The sequence below is a fragment of the Pseudomonas sp. NFACC14 genome, assembly GCF_900106885.1.
Classification (GTDB): Bacteria; Pseudomonadota; Gammaproteobacteria; order Pseudomonadales; family Pseudomonadaceae; genus Aquipseudomonas; species Aquipseudomonas fluorescens_AA.
Genome location: NZ_FNOA01000001.1, coordinates 795,444 through 819,878, shown reverse-complemented (window position 1 = coordinate 819,878; position 24,435 = coordinate 795,444). Strand labels below are relative to the sequence as shown.

Here is a 24,435-nt window from a genome sequence, read left to right as displayed (position 1 = left end):
AGGAAGCTTCGCAGGGGACCAGTCATAGTCCTGCGATGCTTCTTTTATATGAAACTAACCCACACCGTCTGGGGTGTGGAGGCGGGCGTATTCTTCGCCCTAATCAACAGGAATTAAAATGAGCGAAAGCTTTGCGGAACTCTTTGAAGAAAGCCTGAAAACCCTGAACCTTCAGGCAGGCTCCATCATCACCGGTGTTATCGTTGATATCGATTACCAGGCTCGCTGGGTAACCGTTCACGCTGGTCTGAAGTCTGAAGCACTCATCCCGCTTGAACAGTTCTACAACGACGCTGGCGAACTGAACATCAACGTCGGTGACGAAGTTCACGTTGCGCTGGACTCGGTTGAAGATGGCTTTGGTGAAACCAAGCTGTCCCGTGAAAAAGCCAAGCGCGCTGAATGCTGGATCGTTCTGGAAGCGGCTTTCGCAGCTGAGGAAGTGGTCAAGGGCGTTATCAACGGTAAGGTTAAAGGCGGCTTCACTGTCGACGTTAACGGCATCCGTGCGTTCCTGCCAGGTTCCCTGGTTGACGTCCGTCCAGTGCGCGACACCACGCACCTGGAAGGCAAAGAGCTGGAATTCAAGGTCATCAAGCTGGACCAGAAGCGCAACAACGTTGTCGTTTCCCGTCGCAGTGTCCTGGAAGCCGAGAACTCCGCCGAGCGTGAAGCTCTGCTGGAATCGCTGCAGGAAGGCCAACAGGTCAAGGGTATCGTCAAGAACCTCACCGATTACGGCGCATTCGTCGATCTGGGTGGCGTCGATGGCCTGCTGCACATCACCGACATGGCCTGGAAGCGTATCAAGCATCCTTCGGAAATCGTCAACGTTGGCGACGAGATCGATGTCAAGGTTCTGAAGTACGATCGCGAGCGCAATCGTGTTTCCCTGGGCCTCAAGCAACTGGGTGAAGATCCATGGGTTGCTATCAAAGCCCGTTACCCAGAAGGCACCCGCGTCACCGCTCGTGTTACCAACCTCACCGACTACGGCTGCTTCGCTGAGCTGGAAGAAGGCGTTGAAGGCCTGGTACACGTTTCCGAAATGGACTGGACCAACAAGAACATCCACCCTTCGAAAGTCGTACAAGTCGGCGACGAAGTGGAAGTCATGGTTCTGGACATCGACGAAGAGCGTCGTCGTATCTCCCTCGGCATCAAGCAGTGCAAGTCCAACCCATGGGAAGACTTCTCTGGCCAGTTCAACAAGGGCGATAAAATCTCCGGCACCATCAAGTCGATCACCGATTTCGGTATCTTCATTGGTCTGGACGGCGGCATCGACGGCCTGGTTCACCTGTCCGACATCTCCTGGAACGAAGTGGGCGAAGAAGCCGTACGCCGTTTCAAGAAGGGCGACGAGCTGGACACCGTTATCCTGTCGGTTGACCCAGAGCGCGAGCGTATCTCCCTGGGTATCAAGCAACTGGAAAGCGATCCGTTCTCCGAGTACGTTCAAGAGAACGACAAAGGCGCAATCGTTAAGGGCATCGTGAAAGAAGTTGACGCCAAAGGCGCCATCATCACCCTGGCCGACGATATCGAAGCGACTCTGAAAGCCTCCGAAATCAGCCGTGACCGCGTTGAAGACGCGCGCAACGTCCTGAAAGAAGGCGAAGAAGTAGAAGCCAAGATCATCAGCGTTGACCGCAAGAGTCGCGTAATCCAGCTCTCCATCAAGTCGAAAGACGATGCTGAAGAGAAAGAAGCAATCCAGAGCCTGCGCGACAAGCCAGCCGCTGACATTGCTGCTGGTCCTACCACTCTGGGCGACCTGCTGCGTGCACAAATGGAAAAACAGAACTGAGTTCTGTCAGACCATGAAAAAGGGCGACTTCGGTCGCCCTTTTTTGTGGCTGCGATTTGCCTCGGTTCTTGAGGTGCTGGCTTTCGCGTTGCGCCATGAAACCTAATCCTTAATAAAACTGTCTCTTTTGTTATGCAGATCAATCATCTATATAACGACTAAGGGTTGCCCTGAAATGTTAGGGTGATAAAGGATTTGAATGAACAGGCTCTTTCTCGTGTTGTTGGTTGCGATCCTGGCAGGCTGCTCCACCAGTGCCAAGACTCATGCCGTGCGTGGTGTCAGTGGTATCGAGGTCGACTGCTCGGGGTTGGGTTCGGGCTGGGAGAAGTGCCAGAAGCGGGCAGCGAAGGAATGCAAGGGCGCAGGCTACAAGGTGATTACCCGGTCCGATGATGCCAAGGACGACGACCAATACCCCTTCGGCTTCAATCCAGCAGGCTACCTGACCCGCACGATGCTGGTCATGTGTCGTTAGCGCCTTAAATGGCGTCATCTGCCCGAAAAAGGGGCAGGCTGGGCTTGTAGGCGATATGTCAATACTTGGGCTGTTCAAAATCCTCCGGGCATGCTAAAACCTTTGAAGCGCTGATCTAGCTGCTTGAAAAAGAAGGGAAAAATATGACGAAGTCGGAGTTGATCGAACGAATTGTCACCCATCAAGGACTGCTCTCATCCAAGGATGTAGAGCTGGCCATCAAGACAATGCTTGAACAAATGTCCCAATGCCTGGCGACTGGAGATCGTATCGAGATCCGTGGCTTCGGCAGCTTTTCCCTGCATTACCGCGCTCCGCGGGTGGGTCGCAATCCAAAGACCGGCCAGTCCGTCAGCCTCGACGGTAAATTTGTTCCCCATTTCAAGCCGGGCAAAGAACTCAGGGATCGGGTGAATGAAGAGGAGGGCGTTGATTGAAGGCTATTAACCAAGGGAGCAGGCCATGCGTAATTTAAAGCGTGTTGTCCTTGCTGTATTCCTGCTGCTGGTGATCCTGATTGTTCTGGCGTTTGTACTGGAGAATCGGCAACCGGTTTCCTTGCTGTTCCTGGGCTGGAGCGGGCCTCAGTTACCTATATCTGTGATCGTCGTTTTTACATTGCTGATGGGAATGTTAATTGGTCCATTACTGGCATGGATAGTCGCTCGTCTAAGGAGAGTTTCACGGAAGCAGCTCATTTAACAAGAAAAATAGGACGGTTCCTACAGATGACTCGGGAGTTGTCAGCTTATATCCATTAGTAAATTATTTATTTACCTGTAAAATACACCGCTTGATCACAACAAGGCCGGGTAACGAGCCCAGGCTTCGTATTTATGGATTAGGCAGCGCTCGGTTGGCAGCCCTGTCGTCAACTCAAGGTACGGTTTCGCGTGAAAATTCTAGTCACCGGTGGGGCAGGGTTCATCGGTTCAGCCGTCATTCGGCATATTATCTCCGGCACGGCTGACTCTGTCGTAAATGTCGACAAGCTAACGTATGCCGGCAATCTCGAGTCCCTGATAGGCGTGAGCCATAGCTCACGATATGTATTCGAGCATGTCGATATCTGTGATTGTGCAGCCATTGATCAAGTCTTAAGTAAACATCAGCCGGATGCAATCATGCATCTGGCCGCTGAGTCCCATGTGGATCGTTCCATTTCCGGACCGTCCGAATTTATCCAAACCAATATTATTGGTACCTATGTCCTGTTGGAAGCAGCGCGCCATTATTGGGCCACTTTGGATGAGGTGCGCAAGTCCGCTTTTCGTTTCCACCATATTTCCACAGACGAAGTGTACGGCGATCTTGACGGCCCCGAAGAGCTGTTCACCGAAACTACGCCTTATCAACCCAGCTCTCCATATTCCGCCAGCAAGGCCAGCTCCGATCATCTGGTACGCGCATGGGCCCGTACCTATGGTTTACCAACGCTGATCACCAATTGCTCGAATAATTACGGCCCGTACCATTTTCCCGAGAAATTGATTCCCCTGATCATCCTCAATGCACTTGAGGGGAAGCCTCTGCCCGTTTACGGCAAAGGTAACCAGGTGCGGGATTGGCTTTATGTCGAAGACCACGCTCGTGCCCTCTACAAGGTCTTGACCGAGGGGGTAGTCGGCCAGACCTACAATATCGGCGGTCATAACGAGAAACAGAACATTGAGGTCGTGCGTACCCTTTGTGCTTTGCTGGATGAGCTGCGTCCAGACTCGGCTCACCGTCCTCATGCGGAATTGATCAGCTATGTTCAGGATCGCCCGGGCCATGATCAGCGTTATGCCATCGATGCGAGCAAAATTCAGCGGGAGTTGGGCTGGGTGCCTGAGGAAACGTTTGAAAGCGGTATCCGCAAAACTGTGGAGTGGTACCTGAGCAACACCGAGTGGGTTGCGCATGTAAGGAGCGGAAGCTACCAGCAATGGATTGAGCAGCACTACAACGATCATTCGAGTGACTCATGAAGATCCTTCTGCTTGGGAAGAACGGTCAGGTCGGTTGGGAGCTTCAACGTTCACTTGCGCCGTTGGGGCACGTGATTGCGCTGGATCGCCATGCAGCGGATGGGCTTTGCGGTGACTTGGCTGAGGTCGAGGCTTTACGCGGAACTATTCGAAGGATCAGCCCAGACATCATTGTTAACGCAGCCGCTTATACGGCTGTGGACAAGGCTGAGCATGATGAGCCTGAAATGGCTGACCGTATAAACGGCGACGCATGCCTGGTAATGGCGCAGGAAGCTGCATTGCTGGGTGCCTGGCTCATTCATTATTCCACGGATTATGTCTTCAATGGCCAAGGGAGCAAACCTTGGCAGGAAACCGATATCGTGGCGCCGGTCAATCGCTATGGTGCAAGTAAGCTGGCCGGAGAGCAGGCTATTATCGCTTCTGGTTGCAAGTACCTGATATTCCGTACGAGTTGGGTATATGGCGCTCGCGGTAATAACTTTGCCAAGACAATGTTGCGTCTGGCGAAAGAGCGCGAAACGTTGAATGTCGTTGCCGACCAGATTGGCGCTCCGACCGGGGCGGATCTAATTGCTGATGTCACCGCACTGGTCATTCGGCGGCTAGGTGAAGGTACCAACTTTAGCGGCATCTATCATTTGGCCGCAAGCGGCGAGGTGTCTTGGCATGGCTACGCTAATCATGTCATTGAGTTCGCTCGTAACCATGGCGAGCCGTTGGCGACAAGAGCGGTAAATCCCATCGAAACCAGTACCTATCCGACCCCGGCAAAACGCCCTCTGAACTCACGCTTGAACACCCAGAAACTGCGCGACCAATTTTCACTGTATTTGCCGGTTTGGCAGAGTGGCGTCACTCGAATGCTTATGGAAATAATGAATAAATGACAACAGCAAATCGTAAAGGGATCATTCTCGCTGGCGGATCGGGCACTCGATTGCACCCATTGACGCTCGGTGTATCGAAACAGATGTTGCCGATCTACGATAAACCGATGATCTTTTATCCGCTATCGGTGTTGATGCTCGCTGGGATGCGAGAGATCTTGATTATCTCCACTCCCGAAGATTTGCCTTGCTTTCGGAAGCTGCTTGGCGACGGCAGTCGATACGGTATCAAACTGACCTATGCCGAACAACCAAGCCCCGACGGCCTGGCCCAAGCGTTTATTATCGGTGAGACATTCATCGGCGAGGATCCTTGCTGTCTGATTTTGGGCGACAATATTTTTTACGGCCAACACTTTTCGGATAATTTGCGCTCGGCCACCAGTCAAAAGGAAGGCGCAACAGTATTTGGTTATCATGTGTCTGATCCCGAGCGTTTTGGCGTGGTGGAATTTGATGAATCGGGCCGTGCCCTCAGCATCGAAGAGAAACCTGCTATTCCAAAGTCAAATTACGCGGTAACCGGTCTGTATTTTTACGATAATGATGTGGTTGGCATAGCGAAGAATATAAAGCCTTCCGCGCGCGGCGAGTTGGAAATCACCGACGTCAACCGGGTCTATCTCGACCGGAAAAAGCTGAGTGTAGAAATGCTCGGTCGCGGGTTTGCATGGCTTGATACAGGGACTCATGAGTCTCTTCTGGAGGCCAGCCATTTTGTTCATACAATTGAGCAGCGGCAAGGTCTTAAAGTGGCTTGCCTGGAGGAGATAGCTTTTACCAATGGCTGGATAGACAGGGCGCAATTGGCTGAGCAGGCTGAACGCCTTAAAAAAACCGGATATGGTCACTATCTCTCTAAACTTTTAAATTAAGCGATATACATTCGCACCAGGGGTCGTTCCCTGCTGCTTAGTAGATCTTGAGTAGCGTAATCGATGTGGGGACTGTTCAATAGCAGTCTGCCGGAAAATTGAGCAAAAACTTCAAGCTTCGGTCTCAATAGCGTGCTGACTGAAGTAGATTAAAAGAAGGCTTAAAGACTATGCAAAGCGATGCTGCGAATAATCAAGATGCCAATGAATTCGATGCCTTCCAAATCGCGCGAGCGTTATGGAGTCAGCTGTGGGTCATTATCAGCGTAACCGCCATTGCGGTGGTCCTGGGGATGATGTATGCGTTTTTTAGCGAGCGTGTCTATGAAGCCCGTGCTTATCTGGTACCTCCAACTCAGAGTGATATTGCCGACTTGAATGTCGGACGTACTAAGGAGTTCGACCTCGAGCCTTATACGATTGAACATGTTTATCGCTTGTTTCTACGAAACCTGCTTTCCGAATCACTGCGCCAGGAGTTTTTTGAGAGCACCTACCTACCGTCTCTGAGTGAAGACGAAAAGAAACGGTCTCAGGACGCGTTATACGCTGAGTTCCTGAAGAAAATGAAGGTGAGCCCGGTCACGGCTGACGAAATCGGTCGTTATTCCGTGATCGCCCAGACAGCTGATGCCGAGGAGTCGGTGGATTGGGTCAAAAAATATATAAAACATGCCGAGTTACAAGCGCTAAACGAACTAACGAAAAACGTTTCATACGAAGCCAAAATTCGCGCCCAGAATATGGATTGGGAGATAAATGCCAAGCGTGATGCGGGCGAGGCCGTGCGTGAGGACACCTTAGTCAAACTAAGGGCAGCCCTAAGCATCGCTGAGGCGACTGGCGTGCAGAGGCCTGTGATGATATTTGATGGTTCTCCGAATGCGGCCGCTACGAATATGACGGGGGAGATGAGCTTCTTGAGGGGCGTTGAAGCACTTAGGGCTGAAATAAAAAATATTGAAGGCAGGTCTTCCAATGATGCATTCCTTACCGGCCTGAGGGAGCTTCAAGCCAAAAAGAGCTTTTTTGAAAAGCTGGCAGTTACATCCCCCAGAATCGATATGTACCGCTATGATGGCGAAGTCGAAGTACCGCAAGATGCTATCAAGCCGAAAAGAACACTTGTCGTGCTGCTGGCATTGATTCTCGGTTTGATGCTGGGTGTCCTGGCAGCCCTCTCGCTTCATCATCTAGGCGGAAAGCGGGCAAAAAAATCTCGAGTTCACCAAGTTTGAACCTTATTTCGATGTGCCTAGTTGGTTAAGGAAACGCCCCATGAAATTGCTAAAAACCGATTTGCATGAAGTCGTAATTATAGAGCCGACGGTTTTTAGGGATGATCGCGGCTGGTTTTTTGAAAGCTTTAATGAGCCCCATTTTCACGATGAGTTGTCAAAATTAGGTTTACCCATACCCAGGAGCTTTATTCAAGACAACCATTCGTGCTCGCAAAAAGGTGTGCTTCGCGGTTTGCATTATCAGCTTTCACCTCATGCTCAGGGTAAGTTGGTAAGAGTCGTCTCCGGATCGGCTTATGACGTTGTTGTCGATATCCGCAAGGGCTCGCCAACCTTCGGAAATTGGGCCGGGGTCGAGCTTAGCGCAAAGAACCATCGCATGCTGTGGATTCCGGAAGGGTTTGCGCACGGTTTCGTAGCATTGGAAGATAATACTCATTTCCTATACAAGACCACGGATGTATACAATAAAGAGCTCGAGCGCAGTATCAAGTGGGATGACCCAGATATAGACATCGACTGGCCCACCGGGGCTGATTTCATTATCAGCGAAAAAGACAGGCAGGCGAAGCCGCTGAAAGACGCTGACCTCCCGACCTTGTATACCCCTGGCAGCACTCAAATACTGACGCTGGACATAATTGGGGATAGCCGAGGAAGTCTGATCGCCTTGGAAAAATCGAGTCAAATACCATTTGAGTTTAGACGAGTTTATTATATTTTTGGCACTCAACCCGAGGTCAGTCGAGGATTCCATGCGCATAAAGAACTTCGACAATTAGCCGTGTGCGTTTCAGGAAAATGCCGCATGCTGATGGACAATGGTGTAACGAAAGAAGAAATTTGGTTAGACTCGCCCACGAAGGGAGTGCTCATCAATAATCTCGTCTGGCGGGAGATGCACGACTTTACCTCGGACTGTGTATTGGTTGTTTTTGCGAGTCATGAGTATGACGAAAGAGACTATATTCGTAATTACCAAGAGTTTACTAATTTAGTTGCCGCCACTGTTGCCTCCAATGAAGCTGGCTGATCAGGACTTATCATCGAAGCCAAGTGGTTTGGTGCGGAAATAATAGGTGTTTAATGATTGAGTTTCTAAGTTTAAAAAATGTGAACGCGGCCTACGCTTCTGAACTCAAAGCGGCCTGTGCGCGAGTCATCGACTCTGGCTGGTATATTCAAGGAAAAGAGCTGGAGGCTTTCGAGAGTGATTTTGCCAAGGCATGTGGTACGCGGTTCTGCCTTGGTGTAGCGAATGGGTTGGACGCGCTTACCTTGACCTTGAGAGCGTGGAAGCTTCTCGGGAAGTTGAGCGAAGGTGATGAAGTGATCGTCCCTGCCAACACCTATATAGCGAGTATCTTGGCTATCACCGAAAATGGCTTGACCCCTGTGCTCGTTGAGCCTGATGAAACCCTAAACATTGCCCCGGCATTGATAGAGTCTTCTATCGGTCCCAAAACCAGGGCAATTATTCCTGTTCATCTTTATGGTCGCTTGGCTGATATGCCAGGAATCATGAGTATCGCTAAAAAGTATAATCTGTTGGTGTTGGAGGATTCAGCACAGGCACATGGTGCATCTATTGATGGGAAAGTGGCTGGGAGCTGGGGCGACGCAGCCGGGTTCAGTTTTTATCCAGGAAAAAACCTTGGCGCACTGGGTGACGCTGGAGCGATCACCACAAGTGATGCGGAATTGGCTCAAGTACTAAAAGCACTACGCAATTACGGGTCTCACGAGAAATATAAAAATATCTACCAAGGTGTCAATAGTCGGCTCGATGAAATACAAGCCGCAATGTTGAGCGTCAAATTGAAGTACCTGTCGGCTGATATTCAAAGTCGCAGGAAAATTGCGAGTATGTACAGTGACGGTATCCGCAACGCTGCAATCCGTCTGCCCGTTCAGGAAGGTATGTCCCCGTTAAATTTTGAAGGCCATGTTTGGCACCTTTATGTAATTCGCTGCCACCAGCGTGACGCTTTGCAGAAGCACTTGGCCGCATCTGGCATCCAGACGCTGATTCATTATCCAATTCCCCCTCACAAACAGCTTGCTTACAAAGGCTGGAACAGCCAGTCATTCCCGATGACTGAACAAATACATGATGAGGTGCTAAGTCTCCCTATTGGTCCTACCATGACTTTAGATGATGCGAGCGTCGTAATTGACGCCTGCAACAGTTTCAATGGTCATGGTTGACGGCTAATGACGCTGATAAAAACAAGCCTGCTTAACGGGATTGCCGTTCTCGTTAAAATGTTGACGTTGCTTGGAATAAATAAAATCCTGGCAGTCTATGTTGGCCCTGCGGGTTATGCAGCGCTGGGACAGTTTCAAAATGCTATTCAAATGATTACTACATTTGCCAGCGGCGCCATTAATACAGGGGTTACGAAGTACACGGCCGAATATCATTACGACGAGAGCAAGCAGAACACTGTCTGGCGGAGTGCTGGCACTATAGCCTTGGTTGGCTCGCTGCTGTGCAGCGTCATTATAATTATATTCAGTGATGATCTTGCTGCGGGGTTTCTGAAAAATGCCGAATTTGGTGGCGTGTTCAGATGGTTTGCGTCTACATTAGTATTTTTCACATTTAATGCGCTTCTGCTAGCTATTCTTAATGGTAAAAAAGATCTGTTCCGTTATGTTGCCGCAAATATCGCTGGAAGCTTGTTTGCTTTTTTGGTGACTACAGTTTTATCAATATATTTCGGTCTCTATGGTGCGTTGATTGCACTGGCTATTTATCAATCAATTAGTTTCTTTGTTACGCTTGTCATCTGTTTGAAAGCACCCTGGTTTCGTTTTGGTTATATGGTGGGGCGTGTCGATTATGAAGTCGCCAAGAATTTCCTTAAATATACGGCTATGGCCCTGACATCCGCCATTTGTGTGCCGGTCAGTCATATTTTTGTACGAAATTATTTGGGCTCATCATTTGGCTGGGAGGCTGCGGGCTACTGGGAGGCCATGTGGCGTCTTAGCGCGGCGTATCTCATGCTCGTGACAACAACCCTTAGCGTTTATTATTTGCCAAGGCTTTCTGAGTTGACAAGTCAGGACGCGATAAGGGCCGAGATTCTATTGGGATATCGGGTTATATTGCCCTGCGCCGCGTTATGTGGACTGATTATTTTCGTTTTGCGTGACTTCATAATCCATGTGTTGTTTACGGCGGATTTTCTACCTATGAGGAGCCTTTTCGCCTGGCAGATTGTTGGCGATACCCTCAAGATAGGCAGCTGGATACTTGCTTATGTCATGCTCGGCAAGGCTATGTTCAGGCTCTTCATCGTTTCCGAAGTGCTTTCTGCAATTTCGTTCTATGTCATGACGGTCATTTTTACCAAGTTCGTGGGTTTGGAGGGAGTTTCGTTGGCCCATGCAGTGAACTATGCAGTTTACTGGGCATTGTTAATGCTGCTTGTTACGATGGAGCTCAAGAAAGTGAAAGCTGATGGAGCCGTCGGCTGAGTGAGTTTGCTGAATAATGATTTCCTGCTGAGGCACTTGCGTTGAATATTTATAATCCAAAAGTTTCTGTAATGATCATCACTTACAATCAGCGCCATCTGATTGCGGAAACGATCGAAAGTGTATTGACGCAAGATTACGATAACTTTGAAATTGTGGTGGCAGACGATGCCTCTACAGACGGTACGCGCGAAGTTATTCTAGAGTTATATAATAAATATCCTAACTTGATCGTGCCAGTCTTGAATGAGAAAAATCTTGGCATAACTGGAAATTCCAACGCGGCTTTTTTTGCTTGTAGCGGGGAGCTGGTAGCGGTTCTTGGTGGTGATGATCTATTTTTACCTGGGAAGTTGAAGGCACAAGTGGCGCTGTTTGAGGATTCGAACGTCGTACTGTCTTATCACCCGGTGGATATTTTCAATCACGCTGATGGAACGCTGATTTTTCGTACCAATACGACTGAAAAAGAACGAATCAATAACGTCTACGATTTAATATCGAAGGGCGGTATTCCGGGGGCTTCTTCGGTAATGGTAAGGCGTTCTGCTTGCCCTGCACACGGATTCGACCCGATTTTTCCCGTTGTATCGGACTGGATTTTTTACATTGAAGTCGCTTTGCAAGGTGAAATTCGTGAGCTCCCGGGCGTGTATGGCAAGTATCGCAAGCATGGTTTGGGGGCCAGCGACAGGACATTCGAACTGCTGCAGGAGTCTCTTCTGACCGTCGATCTAATCGCCAAGCGCTACGACCATGATCCTGCCATTCGGGACGCTTGCCAGCAAGGCGGCTACCGCTATCTTCTAGGGGAACTTTTCAGGCAGGTTGTGAAGAAGAACAAGGCAAATGTAGAGGCGCTGCACCCATTATTCTTAAAGTATTCCTCCGGAAGCAAGCGGACGATGACCAATTTGCTGTTTAAAGCTCTTAGACGCCCAATAATTTTCAATTTTGTTTCTGGGCTTCTACCTCGGCTGAAAAATGCCCTCAAGCGACAGGTATAAACTATTATGCTGAACCCTGCATTTGTTTATATTGCCATGTGGTCGCTAGTCCTGCTGTTGTATTTTTTGGACTTGACCACCAATCTGGTCTCACCCTCGGCGGTGGGGCTCATGGTGATAATTATGAATATGGTCAGCGTATTGTTGTTGTATGTGCTTTTAAAGGGTAGGGAAAAAATCGATGTTCCCGGTGGTGCCGAAACCGATTTTTATATAAACGTCGTATCGCGTTTTTTAACGTTGTTGTGTATGGTCTGGTTCGTTGGTACTTCTTTCGAAATATATTATTCGGGAGGAGTGCCTCTTTATTGGCGTTTGGTGGGTATTAATAAGCTATATACCGAGTTTGGTGTGCCTTCGCTCCATGGTGTTATGAATGCATGCTATTTGCAGGTGTTGTCAATGGCGACTTATTTGGCAATAAAAAAACGCTCCCGAAAAATGCTCATATTGATTCTGCTGCTTTTACTATGGCCCGTATTGATGCTGGGGCGCGGTATCCTGCTAAGTGGATTAATTCAAGTGGTTTGCGTTGCGTTGCTACTGACGAGGGTCTCCTTTAAAAAAATACTTTCGCTGGCTGTCGTCGCTTTGGCGGTGGTGGTGATTTTTGGCTATTTGGGGGATATGCGCCAGACGTCAAATCCCTTTGCTTATTTGGTATCTGGCCAGTCCGGAGAGGTGTTTGATGCCTTGCCAAGCGGCTTCCTCTGGTTTTATGTCTACTTGACGGCAGGACTGAGTAATTTTTTTCATAACGTTGATACTGTGATTCCGAACTGGTCAGTATCCTACTCGATGTCCAATATGTTGCCTTCGATAGTCAAGGTATACTTCGAATTGGACGCTAGAAACGATCTGTTTACGTTTGTGGATAACAATTTGAATACCTCCACTATTTATGCGGGGTTCGTTTCGGATGCGGGGCCTTTGGGTGGCTTTATATTTGTTGCGTTGATTCAGTTGGTTTGCTGCTGTGTATACAAGGTTTCGCTCAGGGGACGGCCTTGGGGGATTTTTGCCTATTCGGTGGCCTTTCAGATTCTCGTATTTTCAATTTTTTATGATATGTTTTTCCTGCTGCCGACACTGTTCCAGTTTTTTATCTGCTGTTCCCTGTATGTTTTTGCCGGTTTCCGTTCCGGTGGGCATGAAAAGTACGCGCGGCAAGACGCAGCATAAATGTCAACGTCAGACGCAGAGCTGTTTTACTGTTAATGGATAGAGATACCGTTATGAAAAAGATCCTAATTACCGGTGGGGCAGGGTTCATAGGTTCGCACCTCGTTCCCAAATTGTTGAAAACGAACCATGCCGTTAGAATTCTGGATCCTCTAACCGTTCAGGTGCATGGCAGTTTACCTGTTGATCTCGATTGGTTGAACGGTGAAGGTATTGAGTTCTTTCGCGGAAGTGTCACTTCGCGCGAGGATTGGATAAAGGCGCTTGAAGGAATAGACGGTATCGTCCATTTGGCGGCAGAAACCGGCACGGGACAATCGATGTACGAGATTGCCCGTTATAACGAGGTTAACTCCCAAGGCACCGCCTTGATGTTTGACGTCTTGGGTAAGTTGCCGTCGCATCGCGTTAAAAGAATCATTCTCTCCTCGAGCCGTTCGGTTTATGGAGAAGGCGCGTACGTCAACCCCTTGACTCAACAGCGCGTATGTCCAGCCGCTCGTTCCGCTGAAGCGCTGAGCAAGCAGATGTGGGAACCGCTGTGTCCCTTTACGGGCGATGCACTGCAACTTGTACCAACAAAGGAAACGGATCTGATCGCGCCGTCCTCGTTCTATGCGGCGACCAAATATGCGCAAGAGGATCTCGTCAGGATTGGCAGTCAGTCAATGGGGATAGATTATACGATTTTCCGTTTGCAGAATGTTTATGGTGAGCGGCAGTCCCTCAATAACCCCTACACTGGCATATTGTCTATATTTTCGACTAAGATTCGTCGTGACACCGTTCTTCCACTTTTCGAAGATGGCCTCGAGAGTCGCGATTTTGTGCATGTTGACGATGTCACGGATGCATTAGTTGCGGGTCTGCTTGTTGAAAAATCACCCAATACAGTCGTTAACGTTGGTAGCGGAATTGCCACTTCTGTCAAGGAGGTCGCTGAAGAGCTAACATTGGCGTTTGGTAAGCAACCCAATGTGCAAGTTACAGGGCAGTTTAGGGTCGGCGATATTCGCCATAACTATGCCGATATTAAACGGTTGAATGAATTGCTCGGGATCCATCCCAAGATTACGTTGAAAGAGGGGCTCAGTCGTTTCGCTGAGTGGGTGCTCCAGCAACCGTTGCCAGAAGATCAGTTGGAAAAGGCAAATCAAGAGTTGCGCGCGCGGAAATTGATGAATTAAGGAGTTCGCCATGGAGCATGACAACCCGGGTTTGTGGCGTCTGTTGCGCGCAGACATCGAGAGGCAGAGGGCATTATTTAATGCTCCTGTTAGCAGGTCTAGGATAAAATTGGCCATGGCTATGATTTCTCCAAGATTTGCCCCCGTGCTCCTCTACAGGCTGGCATATTCAATGAATTCTATTGGCTTGAAAATACCGGCCCGATTTTTTTCTTTATTGAACTATGTCGTCTTTGGCATAGAGATAGCGGCTGTCTGCAAGATTGGTCCAGGTCTCTTTTTTCCCCATACTCAGGGAACTGTCATCGGTGCCGTAAGCATTGGTGCAAACGCCGTTATTTATCAAGGCGTGACGCTTGGAGCCAAGGACCTGGACTTTACCTACGACGCGGATCATCGTCCCGTCATCGGTAACGATGTGGTAATCGGTGCCGGTGCCAAAGTGCTAGGGGGTATAACATTGGATGATAATGTTACCGTGGCGGCCAACTCGGTGTTGCTGACGAGCATGCCGGCAAATGTCATTGCTGCGGGCATGCCTGCAAAAATCGTTAAACAGCGAGCACGCAGTTGTGAATGAATTGCTAAAAAATAAAAACGTCTTATACGTGGCTCCGGTATTTTTCGGTTATGAGTCCGAGATAAAAGGGGCGCTGGAGCAACAGGGCGCCAGTGTCACTTTTCTGTTGGACCGACCGTTCAATTCGCCTTTTCTCAAGGCGCTTACCAAGTTTCGCCACGCGTGGGTAATTGGCGCTGCCGATCGATATTACGAACGTCAGATGAGTACCGTTGATACTGAGTTCGACTACGTTTTTGTTGTCAATGGCCAGACACTCTCCGCTAAAACGCTTTCCACTTGGCGTGAGCGGTATTCAAAGGCAAAATTCATCCTGTACATGTGGGATTCCTTTTCCAATCGCCAACAGACGCTTCGCAATTTAAAGTATTTCGATAGCGTGTTCACGTTCGATAAGAATGACGCTGAGAAATACAATGTCAATTTTCGGCCTCTGTTTTTTTCTGCAGGATTTGGTGCAGCGGTCGAAGTGAAGACACAGTATGATATAAGTTTTATCGGTACGGCTCACACTGATCGGTTTTTTATCGTTGACAAAATAGATCGTCAATTGGGCTCGTCAAAAAGAAAGTATTGGTATCTTTACTTGCAGGCCGACTGGGTTTATTGGTTTTATCGCTGCTTCAATAGCGCTTATCGGAACGCCAAGAAAGCCAATTTTAAATTCGAGTCGATACCCAAAGCCGAGGTTCAGCGCGTTTTTAACGTTTCAAATACTATACTCGATATAGAGCATCCTCAGCAGACTGGTTTGACCATGCGTACTCTGGAAACATTAGGCGCGCGGAAAAAACTGGTAACCACCAACGAAAGCGTTAAACAGTACGATTTTTACTCTGAAGATAATATTTTTGTCATTGATCGTCAAAATCCCGTTATCAGCAGAGCGTTTCTTGAACAACCTTATCAGGCTGTTGATTCCGATATTTATCGTCGTTATAGTCTGGCCGGCTGGCTTGATGAAATTATTATGCTGGTGAACAACAAATGAAAATCCTGGTGACGGGGGCAAGTGGCTTTATTGGACGCTCTTTGTGCCTTCACCTTCAGGCAAAGGGGTTTTCTGTGCGCGCGCTTATGCGCAGCCCCTCGGCGGCGATTGCAGATTACGAATGCCTGTTTGGCGAATTGGACAATGAAGAATTCCTTTCTGAAGCGTTATCCGGTGTAGATGCCGTTGTCCATCTCGCGGGCAGGGCACATCAATTTGGCAAAGCTGCCGAGGATGTCTCGGCGATGTTCAAGGTGAACAGAGACCTCACCCTGAAACTCGCAGCCATTGCGGAAAAACGGGGGGTCAAACGCTTTATTTTCGTCAGCTCTATTGGTGTCAACGGGGCCCAAACAGGGTTAGCGCCTATTGACGAGACAACCCCTGCCAGCCCCGTCAAGGACTATGCCTTATCCAAGTATGAGGCGGAAGTCGGCCTCAGACGTTCATACGTAGAGGGTGCCAGTACGATGGAGTTGGTTATTATCCGTCCTCCTCTCGTTTATGCGGCCAATGCGCCGGGTAATTTCCAACGCCTCTTGAAGCTTGTCAGGACGGGGTTGCCCTTGCCCTTTTCTGGGGTGGCCAATCGAAGAAGCATGATTTCTCTTGATAATCTGACCGATTTCATACGCGTGTGTACCGTTCATCCCAGTGCCGCCGGAGAGTTGTTTTTAGTGTCTGACGATGATGACCTCTCCTTGCCGGAAATCATCGAAGCGCTTTCAGCTGGCATGGGGAAGCGGTCCCGGGTTTTTTACTTTCCCGTAGGGATCATGTATGCGGTCGGCAAACTCGCCGGTAAGCATGCCTTGGTCACCCAGCTATGTGGATCTTTCGTGGTCACCCCTGCGAAGGCCATGAAGGTATTAGGCTGGACGCCACCTTTTTCTTCTCGAGATGAACTTTTCAGGTCGGCGAGAGGATTCTTGTTGTCCGCAGAAAAATGTCGTTCAAGACCGGAATAGTCTGAATAAAGGAGTTTTTGATGCTGTGGTTCGTTTTGCCGGTTATCGCGATTGCTTCTTTCCTGCTGACCTGGATCCTGCGTCGGTACGCTTTGGCTCGCAGTCTTATAGACGTGCCAAATGCCCGAAGCTCCCATACCGCACCTACGCCCAGAGGAGGGGGCGTGGCGATTGTTCTATGCTTCTGCGCAGCCGTGGCGGCATCGTTTTCCCTGGAGATCCTGCCATTGAATCTGGTCGTTGCGCTTCTGGGGTCGGGAGCGTTGGTGGCTATCCTGGGTTTTCTGGATGATCATGGCCATATCGCTGCCAGGTGGCGCCTGTTGGGTCACTTTATCGCTGCGCTATGGGCGTTGTACTGGATTGGTGGCCTCGCGCCTCTTTCCATGTTCGGCGTGAATCTGGAGTTGGGTATTCTTGGCTATGTGGTTGCAGCTTTTTTCTTGGTATGGATGTTGAATCTTTATAATTTTATGGACGGTATCGACGGTATTGCCAGTGTTGAGGCTATAACAGCCTGCGTGAGTGCCGCGCTGCTAGGTTGGTTGCACAGTGATAGCAACCTTGTCGGACCTTTGTTGCTTGCCAGTGCTGTGCTGGGCTTTTTGTGCTGGAATTATCCGCCGGCAAAGATCTTCATGGGTGATGCCGGGAGTGGTTTCCTGGGTATTACGCTGGGCATTTTTGCCCTTCAGTCTGCGTGGATATCGTCTGATTTATTTTTTGCCTGGCTGATCCTGCTCGGGGTGTTTATCGTGGATGCAACAGTGACGCTAATTCGCCGTCTACTGAGAGGAGAGAAGGTCTACGAAGCTCATCGCAGCCACGCCTACCAATTCGCCTCACGGCATTACAAGCAACATTTGCCTGTGACACTGACAGTGGGGGCACTTAACCTGCTGTGGTTATTACCGATGGCTTTTCTGGTGGTTCACGGGATTCTAGAAGGCGTTGTTGGTGTGCTCATAGCGTATGTGCCTTTGCTGATGCTGGCACTAAGGTTTCGAGCTGGCCTGACGGAGAGTACTCACTAGAATTTGTTTTAGGTGTCTGGCCTCTGGACCTTCATCGAGAAGGGGACTGACCGTTCAGCCGTTTTATTAGGTACCAAAGGATTTATGGATAAAATACGAACCTTTTTGCTGGAGCTATCGCGCCGACAGAAGCGCTTGATTCAAGTGTCAGCAGATATCGTTCTGGTCTGGCTAGCGTTATGGCTTTCCTTTGTCGTGCGTTTGGGCGTGGATGCGCTGATCAACCCTTTCACTGCTCATCAAGTACTGTTCTTGAGTGCGCCGGCCATAGCGATTCCCTTGTTTATCCGTTTTGGAATGTATCGCGCGGTGATGAGGTACTTTGGCAATGACGCACTTATCGCCATCATCAAGGCTGTCAGTCTCTCCTCGTTGATTCTGGGTATCGTTGTCTTCTGGTACAGCAATCATCAGAACATCGTACCCAGATCGATCATTTTCAACTATTGGTGGCTGAGCTTGATCATGATCGGCGGCCTGCGTTTGGCAATGCGCCAGTATTTCCTGGGAGACTGGTTCACTGCGGCGCAGCACGTTCCTTTTACGAGCCGTGATGATGGACTGCCGAAGGTCGCCATCTATGGTGCAGGTGCTGCCGGTAACCAACTGGTAGCCGCACTACGCATGGGACGTGTTATGCGTCCGATAGCGTTTATTGATGACGATAGCAGTATTGCCGACCGGGTTATTGCGGGGTTGCAAGTCTACAAGCCAAAAAACATTCAACGCATGATCGATGTCACGGGGGCGCAGGAAATTCTACTGGCCATTCCTTCAGCAAACCGTGTAAGGCGTCGTGAGATACTTGGCTTCCTCGAAGGTTTTCCACTTCACGTGCGCAGCGTTCCCGGCTTTATGGATTTGGCAAGCGGACGGGTGAAGGTTGACGATATCCAGGAAGTCGATATCGCTGACCTGTTGGGCCGTGATGCTGTACCTGCTCAGGAGAGCTTGCTCGAGCATTGCATTAAAGGGCAGGTGGTTATGGTGACCGGCGCCGGTGGCTCGATCGGCTCGGAACTGTGTCGCCAAATACTTGAATTGCGTCCCTCGACATTAATAATGTTCGAGCATAGCGAGTTCAATCTTTATAGCATCTTGTCCGAATTGGAACAGCAGGTCTCTAGAAAGTCTCTATCTGTCCGTCTCTTGCCAATATTGGGTTCGATAACCAATCCACGTAAACTGCTCGACGTGATGAGCGTATGGCAAGTGGATACGGTGTATCATGCTGCAGCTTATAAACATGTTCCTATTGTCGAGCACAATATCGCTGCGGGTGTTCTGAATAACGTCGTCGGAACATTGAATACAGCTCAGGCGGCTCTGCAGGCTGGCGTTGCCAATTTTGTTCTTATTTCTACAGACAAGGCCGTACGTCCTACCAATGTGATGGGTAGTACGAAGCGTCTGGCAGAGCTGACACTGCAAGCACTTAGCCGGGAAATCGCCCCGGTATTATTTGGTGACAACCCGAACGTATCACGTGTTAATAAAACTCGTTTTACCATGGTTCGTTTTGGCAATGTACTCGGGTCGTCAGGTTCGGTCATCCCTTTGTTTCATAAGCAAATAAAGTCTGGGGGGCCGCTTACCGTTACTCATCCGAAAATAACTCGATATTTCATGACCATTCCGGAAGCGGCCCAACTGGTTATTCAAGCCGGGGCCATGGGGATGGGCGGTGATGTTTTTGTATTGGACATGGGTGAACCGGTCAGGATCGTTGAGCTGGCCGAGAAAATGATTCATCTGTCTGGTTTCAGCGTGCGTTCGGAAAAAAATCCCCACGGGGATATCTCCATTGAATTCACGGGGCTGCGGCCAGGAGAGAAGTTGTATGAGGAGTTATTGATAGGCGATAACGTGGCGCAAACTTCTCATCCGATGATTATGAGTGCCAACGAGGATTTCATACCCTGGGATGTGTTAAAGGGAAAGTTGACGGAGTTAATTGCCGCCGTCGAATCAGACGATTACGCGCGCGTACGTCAACTGTTGCGCGATACAGTCAGTGGTTATGCGCCCGATGGGGAGATAGTGGACTGGATTCATCAGCAAAGACGGCTGGAGCCTTGAACAAGAGTAGGGGTGAGTTGATACCCATGGGCACGTCTTCCAGCAATTGAGGACGTGCCCGTTCAGCTTCGCACCGAAGCCGTTCGAGAGCTTGCCTAAACCTGGCTGTGATCTTTATCCTTGCGTTGTAATATTTTTGCTGGGTTACCCACCACCGTGACATTGGCGGGAACCGAGCGGGTGACCACTGCGCCAGCACCAACCATTGCGTTTTCCCCGATAGTTATTCCTGGAAGAATAGTGCAGTTGGCACCCAGTGAGGCTCCTTTGCCTATTACGGTTCTATCGAAGCTTTCAGGATAGACCTTGCTTCTTGGAAAGCGGTCATTAGTGAAGGTGGCGTTGGGGCCAATGAATACGTCGTCTCCGATGGAAACGCCATCCCAAAGTTGAACACCGCATTTGATTGTCACCCGGTCTCCTACGACGACGTCATTCTCGATGAAGACATGGTCGCAAATATTGCAGTCCTCACCGATTTTCGCTCCGGGTAGCAAGTGGGTAAAGGCCCAAACCCGAGTGCCTTTACCTATCTGGGATGTTTCGCATAAAGCGTGTGAATGCACGAAGTAATCTTTGTGATCGCTCATTATTATCCGTTCCATTGGATGGCTGAAGCGCCACCCTTGTGTTGGCATGTTTCGTAGACTGTTGGCTTATAAGCCATTGATGCTGCGCCTGAATAAAATAACCGCTCAATTTTTTCTGTGCTACAGGCAGAAGCTAAATAGTTTTCTGGCTGTCGATAAACGCAAGAGTAGGGTCATTTCAGCGTATTTCTCAGCTCAAGGTGGTGAACCTTGATGTGTTTTTGTCATCACTGCTTCCCTTGCGTGGGGGCCTCTGGCATAGCGTAATTTCAAGTGAGGTCTGAGGCTTAACAAATACTCATCGTTATTACATTTTTTGCAACGCTCGCTTTTTTGACAGGCTCCCATCATCGCCTAAGTTTGGAATGCAGCTTCACAAAGCTGCTTTCTCTTGACGATATCAAGGAGCTTCATTTTATGCGTAAAGGATATTTCTACCCTCTGATTTTTGCTCTCCTGGCCAATGCCTCAATCGCAGCAAACGCGACCGCGGCGGGCAAGCCTGAGGTGGCAGCGCCTCCCGTGGCGCAAAGCTCCCTGCCTTCGCAGGACGGCAAGGTACGTCTAAACGAGGCAGATGCCGCGACGCTTCAGCGCGAGCTGACCGGGATAGGTAAGGCGAAGGCTGAGGCGATTGTTGCATATCGTGAGAATAATGGAGCTTTTTCGTCGGTAGACGAGTTACTGGAGGTCAAGGGAATTGGCAAGGCAATCCTGGACAAGAATCGAGATAAACTGGAAGTGAATTGAGCTGAGGCGAAAGGAAAAGGCCAGTCGAATTGGACTGGCCTTTTCCGTTTATTTTATAGAGGTCCGCTCAAGTCGGCTCATGGAGCGGATTGCCCATTGCTGGCAATGGTTGGCAATTCAAAACTGAAGCATGACATTGAAGTTGACCTGACCGTTCATATCCCGTTGGTGTAGCAGGCTGATAGCATCATCGGCTGCTTGCTCACAGGCAATCAAGGAGCCTTGCCATGTACAAAGACTACCCCGCCGCTTATCAGGTAAGTAAAGGTTCCGCGTTGCAAGTGGACAAGCCCTTTTACGACCGAATCCGATCCCAACAGGACCAGCGTACGCTGATCGAGCAGTTCGAGGTCCCCATCCGCACCGGCCGAGCTTGGCACGTACCCGCCGGTCATGTGTTCCGCGTCACGACCCCGGTGGGCCCGCAGGTGGGGGACTTCAACGTCTGGAACGCCCACGACCCACGGGAGCGCCTGTGGGCGGCGCGCACGCGCCAACTTCAGGGCGCCCATGTCAGCACTCATGATCGGTTGTGGTCTAACCTGCCATTCCTGCGGCCGCTGGTGACAATCACCGATGACAGCCTGGCAGGCTATGGCATCGACGAGCATGGCGGACGACTGCACGATCTGCTGGGTACGCGCTGTGATCCCTATGTGAACAAGATGCTGACCGGCGAGGATTTCCACCATCACTGCCATTCGAACCTGACCCGTGCCGTGTTGCCCCACGGCCTGACGGAGTTCGACGTGCACGACGTACTGAATATTTTCCAGTGCACCGGGCTCAACCATGACGACATGTACTTCATGAAGGCCTGTCCGGCGCAGAAAGGGGATTACCTGGAATTCTTTGCCGAGATCGATCTGTTGTGTGCACTGTCCACCTGCCCGGGGGGCGACCTGTCGCTGGCCATGTGGGGGCCGGATGCGCAGGATCCCCTCAGCGTCTGCCGTCCATTGGGTGTGGAGATCTATCGTTTGGAGGAGTCATTGCTGCAGGGCTGGAGCCAGCCTGAGCGGGCGGCGTACAACGGGATGCATGGCTTGCACATCGCCAAGGCGGATTGGGAGAAGTAACGCAGTAGGCGGACAGAACGTGGCCTTCTGTGGCGAGGGGATTTATCCCCGCTGGGGCGCGTAGCGCCCCCTTTTAAACCCCCCCGTCGATCAGATAGACCGCGTGACAGGTTTTGGGGCTGCTGCGCAGCCCAACGGGGATAAATCCCCTCGCCACAAAAGTGTTGTGTCAGGCAATACTCCACAGTGTTGTGCCAGCCAGCCAGCCAGCCAGCCAGCCAGCACTCAACGATCCTTGGCTTCTTTCGCATCCATTTCCGCGTTGCGCTCGGCAACACGCTTGCGCTGTTCGTCCGTCAATTCGACCTTGTTGGCGGTGTCGCGCAGCATCATCAGACCACCAACGATCGAGCCGATTGCAACAATCAGAATCAACCAGGCATACCAGGGCATAGGGCTCTCCTTGAGGGTGCGAGGGACGAACGAGTATTTCGCCGTTCCATCGCACCTACCACTTATGAGCGAAGGTTGTTCGCAGTGGTTCCATACTACGCCCGTTCGGCCGGCTTCACCTCAAAGCCCGGTCAGCATCGCATCGGCGGGCGCGTCTGCGCGCAATTGTGCGGTGAGGATGAAGTAGACGAAGCCTGCCGCCATGAACCCGAGGAAGATCAGCCCGATCAGTGCGTTGAACCAGGCCATCGCCACCAGGCACACCAGCGCCAGCAACAGGGCGATCCCCGGCACGATCGGATAACCCGGTGCGCGGAAAGTACGTTCCAGGTTGGGCTCGGTTTTACGTAGCTTGAACAGGCTGAGCATGCTCATGATGTACATGACGATGGCACCGAACACGGCCATGGTGATCATCGCCGCGGTCAGGGTCATGCCGCCGAGGTTGATCAGACCGTCGCTGTAGATCGCGGCAATGCCGATCAGTCCACCGGCGATGATTGCCCGGTGCGGGGTCTGGAAGCGTGACAGTTTGGCCAGGGAGGCGGGCAGGTAGCCGGCGCGGGCCAGGGCGAAGAACTGCCGCGAGTAGCCCAGGATGATCCCGTGGAAACTCGCCACCAGGCCGAACAGGCCGATCCACACCAGCATGTGCAGCCAGCCGGAGCTTTCGCCGACCACGGTTTTCATGGCTTGGGGCAAGGGATCGTTGATGTTCGACAGGGTGCGCCAATCGCCGACGCCGCCAGCCAGGAACATCACGCCCATCGCCAGGAACACCAGGGTCAGGATGCCGCTGATGTAGGCCTTGGGAATCGTGCGTTTCGGGTCCTTGGCCTCTTCGGCGGCCATGGCCGCACCTTCGATGGCCAGGAAGAACCAGATGGCGAAGGGAATCGCGGCGAACATGCCGGCAATGGCCGGTGCGCCGAACACATCCGAACCGGCCCAGCCGTTCAGGGCGAAGCTGCTGAAACTGAACGCCGGGGCCACGACGCCCATGAACACCAGCAGTTCGGCCACCGCCAGGACGCAGACAATCAACTCGAACGTCGCCGCCAATTTGACCCCGAGGATGTTCAGGCCCATGAACACGATATAGGCGCCGACTGCGGCGTGTTTCGGGTCCAGCGCCGGGAACTGCACGTTCAGGTAGGCGCCGATGGCCAGGGCAATGGCTGGCGGCGCGAAGACGAATTCGATCAGTGTCGCCAGCCCTGCAATCAATCCGCCTTTCTCGCCGAAGGCGCGACGGCTGTAGGCAAACGGCCCACCAGCATGGGGAATGGCGGTGGTCAGCTCGGTGAAACTGAAAATGAAGCAGGTGTACATGGCCGCCACCATAAAGGACGTCACCAGGAAACCTAGCGTCCCGGCCACGCCCCAGCCATAGCTCCAGCCGAAATACTCGCCGGAAATCACCAGGCCGACGGCAATGCCCCATAAATGCAGGGTGCCCAGGGTGGGTTTGAGTTGTGTGTTCATCGGTGGCTCCCCTCGATCCATAGCAAAAGCGCTGGGAGGGGCAGTGCAGTGGGCGTGCCAGTGTGGCGGGGGCGGTCGTAATGGGTGAAATCGTGTCGTATCGGGGATGTTCGCTGCCGGATGGCCTGGTTTTGTGCCCCAGTTCAGAGCGTCGGCACCTGTCCAGGCCTCATCGCGAGCAAGCTCGCTCCCATAGGAGGTACAGTGGACAACAGATCAAAATGTGCGAGCGAGCTTGCTCGCGATAGGGCCAGCCCAGCCAACCAACCCCTCATTTTTTACACTTTCTTTATCCCCCACGCCCTCTCTCGATCTCGTTCCTTTACAGCCTCCCTGCCGACAATCACCCCACACACG

The 24,435-nt window shown here is 50.9% G+C and carries 24 protein-coding genes and 1 pseudogene; 22 read left to right on the top strand and 3 right to left on the bottom strand.

The genetic code is table 11. From position 1 onward, the window contains the following. Positions 1–118 precede the first annotated feature (118 nt). From rpsA to BLU85_RS03765, 20 genes and pseudogenes are all read left to right on the top strand, one after another. On the top strand, positions 119–1,810 hold the full coding sequence (rpsA, locus tag BLU85_RS03855) for a 30S ribosomal protein S1 (RefSeq protein WP_053120388.1): 1,692 nt from the start codon (positions 119–121) through the stop codon (positions 1,808–1,810). A gap of 199 nt (positions 1,811–2,009) precedes the next feature. Continuing rightward, the gene (locus tag BLU85_RS03850) at positions 2,010–2,288 is read left to right on the top strand and encodes a hypothetical protein (RefSeq protein WP_092197703.1); all 279 of its coding nucleotides are present in this window, start codon (positions 2,010–2,012) and stop codon (positions 2,286–2,288) included. Positions 2,289–2,431: 143 nt separating this feature from the next. Continuing rightward, positions 2,432–2,725, top strand: a complete 294-nt coding sequence (gene ihfB, locus BLU85_RS03845; protein ID WP_092197701.1) for an integration host factor subunit beta — start codon at positions 2,432–2,434, stop codon at positions 2,723–2,725. Between the two features lie 25 nt (positions 2,726–2,750). Further along, positions 2,751–2,990: a LapA family protein gene (locus tag BLU85_RS03840; protein WP_092197699.1), complete on the top strand. Its 240-nt coding sequence runs from the start codon at positions 2,751–2,753 to the stop codon at positions 2,988–2,990. A gap of 191 nt (positions 2,991–3,181) precedes the next feature. Further along, complete coding sequence (gene rfbB, locus BLU85_RS03835; RefSeq protein WP_092197697.1) at positions 3,182–4,258, top strand: dTDP-glucose 4,6-dehydratase; 1,077 nt, start codon at positions 3,182–3,184, stop codon at positions 4,256–4,258. Continuing rightward, positions 4,255–5,151, top strand: a complete 897-nt coding sequence (gene rfbD / locus BLU85_RS03830; protein ID WP_092197695.1) for a dTDP-4-dehydrorhamnose reductase — start codon at positions 4,255–4,257, stop codon at positions 5,149–5,151. Before rfbB ends, rfbD begins: the two co-directional genes overlap by 4 nt. Continuing rightward, the gene (rfbA, locus tag BLU85_RS03825) at positions 5,148–6,026 is read left to right on the top strand and encodes a glucose-1-phosphate thymidylyltransferase RfbA (RefSeq protein WP_092197693.1); all 879 of its coding nucleotides are present in this window, start codon (positions 5,148–5,150) and stop codon (positions 6,024–6,026) included. The genes rfbD and rfbA overlap by 4 nt, the downstream gene beginning before the upstream one ends. A 170-nt stretch (positions 6,027–6,196) precedes the next feature. Further along, a complete protein-coding gene (locus BLU85_RS03820; protein ID WP_092197691.1) occupies positions 6,197–7,264 on the top strand; it encodes a Wzz/FepE/Etk N-terminal domain-containing protein in 1,068 nt (355 codons plus the stop codon). A 40-nt stretch (positions 7,265–7,304) separates the two neighbouring features. Further along, positions 7,305–7,859: pseudogene (gene rfbC / locus BLU85_RS31285) on the top strand (dTDP-4-dehydrorhamnose 3,5-epimerase); the annotation flags it as partial. A gap of 6 nt (positions 7,860–7,865) precedes the next feature. After that, on the top strand, positions 7,866–8,300 hold the full coding sequence (locus BLU85_RS31280; RefSeq protein WP_170847551.1) for a sugar 3,4-ketoisomerase: 435 nt from the start codon (positions 7,866–7,868) through the stop codon (positions 8,298–8,300). A 53-nt stretch (positions 8,301–8,353) separates the two neighbouring features. Continuing rightward, positions 8,354–9,475, top strand: coding sequence for a DegT/DnrJ/EryC1/StrS family aminotransferase (locus BLU85_RS03810; protein WP_092197687.1), 1,122 nt, complete (start codon positions 8,354–8,356; stop codon positions 9,473–9,475). 6 nt (positions 9,476–9,481) lie between these two features. Beyond that, entirely contained in the window at positions 9,482–10,753 is a 1,272-nt protein-coding gene (locus BLU85_RS03805) for an O-antigen translocase (RefSeq protein WP_092197685.1), read from the top strand. Between the two features lie 41 nt (positions 10,754–10,794). After that, positions 10,795–11,760, top strand: coding sequence for a glycosyltransferase family 2 protein (locus tag BLU85_RS03800; RefSeq protein WP_139207875.1), 966 nt, complete (start codon positions 10,795–10,797; stop codon positions 11,758–11,760). A gap of 6 nt (positions 11,761–11,766) precedes the next feature. Beyond that, positions 11,767–12,942, top strand: coding sequence for an O-antigen polymerase (locus BLU85_RS03795; protein ID WP_092197681.1), 1,176 nt, complete (start codon positions 11,767–11,769; stop codon positions 12,940–12,942). Between the two features lie 53 nt (positions 12,943–12,995). Then, positions 12,996–14,129, top strand: coding sequence for an NAD-dependent epimerase/dehydratase family protein (locus BLU85_RS03790; RefSeq protein ID WP_092197679.1), 1,134 nt, complete (start codon positions 12,996–12,998; stop codon positions 14,127–14,129). Between the two features lie 10 nt (positions 14,130–14,139). Further along, complete coding sequence (locus BLU85_RS03785) at positions 14,140–14,709, top strand: serine O-acetyltransferase (RefSeq protein ID WP_092197677.1); 570 nt, start codon at positions 14,140–14,142, stop codon at positions 14,707–14,709. Then, positions 14,648–15,700, top strand: coding sequence for a WaaS/CpsH family glycosyltransferase (locus tag BLU85_RS03780; RefSeq protein WP_170847541.1), 1,053 nt, complete (start codon positions 14,648–14,650; stop codon positions 15,698–15,700). Before BLU85_RS03785 ends, BLU85_RS03780 begins: the two co-directional genes overlap by 62 nt. After that, positions 15,697–16,668 (top strand): NAD-dependent epimerase/dehydratase family protein, encoded by a 972-nt coding sequence (locus BLU85_RS03775; RefSeq protein WP_092197673.1) that lies wholly within the window; start codon positions 15,697–15,699, stop codon positions 16,666–16,668. Before BLU85_RS03780 ends, BLU85_RS03775 begins: the two co-directional genes overlap by 4 nt. A gap of 17 nt (positions 16,669–16,685) precedes the next feature. Further along, positions 16,686–17,702, top strand: a complete 1,017-nt coding sequence (locus BLU85_RS03770) for an MraY family glycosyltransferase (RefSeq protein WP_092197671.1) — start codon at positions 16,686–16,688, stop codon at positions 17,700–17,702. An 84-nt stretch (positions 17,703–17,786) separates the two neighbouring features. Beyond that, entirely contained in the window at positions 17,787–19,781 is a 1,995-nt protein-coding gene (locus BLU85_RS03765; RefSeq protein ID WP_092197669.1) for a polysaccharide biosynthesis protein, read from the top strand. Positions 19,782–19,876: 95 nt separating this feature from the next. Here the strand turns inward: BLU85_RS03765 and BLU85_RS03760 are convergent, their stop codons facing one another. After that, positions 19,877–20,371, bottom strand: a complete 495-nt coding sequence (locus tag BLU85_RS03760) for an acyltransferase (protein ID WP_092197667.1) — start codon at positions 20,369–20,371, stop codon at positions 19,877–19,879. Between the two features lie 417 nt (positions 20,372–20,788). On the opposite strand from BLU85_RS03760, the gene BLU85_RS03755 reads away from it, so the two are divergent. Beyond that, positions 20,789–21,121 (top strand): ComEA family DNA-binding protein, encoded by a 333-nt coding sequence (locus tag BLU85_RS03755; RefSeq protein ID WP_092197665.1) that lies wholly within the window; start codon positions 20,789–20,791, stop codon positions 21,119–21,121. A gap of 227 nt (positions 21,122–21,348) precedes the next feature. Next, positions 21,349–22,200 carry an urea carboxylase-associated family protein gene (locus BLU85_RS03750; protein WP_092197663.1) on the top strand — a complete coding sequence of 284 codons (852 nt, stop codon included), beginning with the start codon at positions 21,349–21,351 and terminating at the stop codon, positions 22,198–22,200. A 225-nt stretch (positions 22,201–22,425) separates the two neighbouring features. Here the strand turns inward: BLU85_RS03750 and BLU85_RS03745 are convergent, their stop codons facing one another. After that, positions 22,426–22,593, bottom strand: a complete 168-nt coding sequence (locus BLU85_RS03745; protein WP_003183831.1) for a DUF2897 family protein — start codon at positions 22,591–22,593, stop codon at positions 22,426–22,428. A 120-nt stretch (positions 22,594–22,713) separates the two neighbouring features. Further along, the gene (gene eat / locus BLU85_RS03740) at positions 22,714–24,078 is read right to left on the bottom strand and encodes an ethanolamine permease (RefSeq protein ID WP_092197661.1); all 1,365 of its coding nucleotides are present in this window, start codon (positions 24,076–24,078) and stop codon (positions 22,714–22,716) included. Between the last annotated feature and the right edge of the window lie 357 nt (positions 24,079–24,435).

Excerpts from the sequence above, each read along its gene's own strand:
- rpsA (WP_053120388.1), top strand. The coding sequence starts at position 119 with ATGAGCGAAAGCTTTGCGGAACTCTTTGAAGAAAGCCTGAAAACCCTG.
- BLU85_RS03850 (WP_092197703.1), top strand. The coding sequence starts at position 2,010 with ATGAACAGGCTCTTTCTCGTGTTGTTGGTTGCGATCCTGGCAGGCTGC.
- ihfB (WP_092197701.1), top strand. The coding sequence starts at position 2,432 with ATGACGAAGTCGGAGTTGATCGAACGAATTGTCACCCATCAAGGACTG.
- BLU85_RS03840 (WP_092197699.1), top strand. The coding sequence starts at position 2,751 with ATGCGTAATTTAAAGCGTGTTGTCCTTGCTGTATTCCTGCTGCTGGTG.
- rfbD (WP_092197695.1), top strand. The coding sequence starts at position 4,255 with ATGAAGATCCTTCTGCTTGGGAAGAACGGTCAGGTCGGTTGGGAGCTT.
- rfbA (WP_092197693.1), top strand. The coding sequence starts at position 5,148 with ATGACAACAGCAAATCGTAAAGGGATCATTCTCGCTGGCGGATCGGGC.
- BLU85_RS03820 (WP_092197691.1), top strand. The coding sequence starts at position 6,197 with ATGCAAAGCGATGCTGCGAATAATCAAGATGCCAATGAATTCGATGCC.
- BLU85_RS03810 (WP_092197687.1), top strand. The coding sequence starts at position 8,354 with ATGATTGAGTTTCTAAGTTTAAAAAATGTGAACGCGGCCTACGCTTCT.
- BLU85_RS03805 (WP_092197685.1), top strand. The coding sequence starts at position 9,482 with ATGACGCTGATAAAAACAAGCCTGCTTAACGGGATTGCCGTTCTCGTT.
- BLU85_RS03795 (WP_092197681.1), top strand. The coding sequence starts at position 11,767 with ATGCTGAACCCTGCATTTGTTTATATTGCCATGTGGTCGCTAGTCCTG.
- BLU85_RS03790 (WP_092197679.1), top strand. The coding sequence starts at position 12,996 with ATGAAAAAGATCCTAATTACCGGTGGGGCAGGGTTCATAGGTTCGCAC.
- BLU85_RS03785 (WP_092197677.1), top strand. The coding sequence starts at position 14,140 with ATGGAGCATGACAACCCGGGTTTGTGGCGTCTGTTGCGCGCAGACATC.
- BLU85_RS03780 (WP_170847541.1), top strand. The coding sequence starts at position 14,648 with ATGTCATTGCTGCGGGCATGCCTGCAAAAATCGTTAAACAGCGAGCAC.
- BLU85_RS03775 (WP_092197673.1), top strand. The coding sequence starts at position 15,697 with ATGAAAATCCTGGTGACGGGGGCAAGTGGCTTTATTGGACGCTCTTTG.
- BLU85_RS03765 (WP_092197669.1), top strand. The coding sequence starts at position 17,787 with ATGGATAAAATACGAACCTTTTTGCTGGAGCTATCGCGCCGACAGAAG.
- BLU85_RS03760 (WP_092197667.1), bottom strand. The coding sequence starts at position 20,371 with ATGAGCGATCACAAAGATTACTTCGTGCATTCACACGCTTTATGCGAA.
- BLU85_RS03755 (WP_092197665.1), top strand. The coding sequence starts at position 20,789 with ATGCGTAAAGGATATTTCTACCCTCTGATTTTTGCTCTCCTGGCCAAT.
- BLU85_RS03750 (WP_092197663.1), top strand. The coding sequence starts at position 21,349 with ATGTACAAAGACTACCCCGCCGCTTATCAGGTAAGTAAAGGTTCCGCG.
- BLU85_RS03745 (WP_003183831.1), bottom strand. The coding sequence starts at position 22,593 with ATGCCCTGGTATGCCTGGTTGATTCTGATTGTTGCAATCGGCTCGATC.
- eat (WP_092197661.1), bottom strand. The coding sequence starts at position 24,078 with ATGAACACACAACTCAAACCCACCCTGGGCACCCTGCATTTATGGGGC.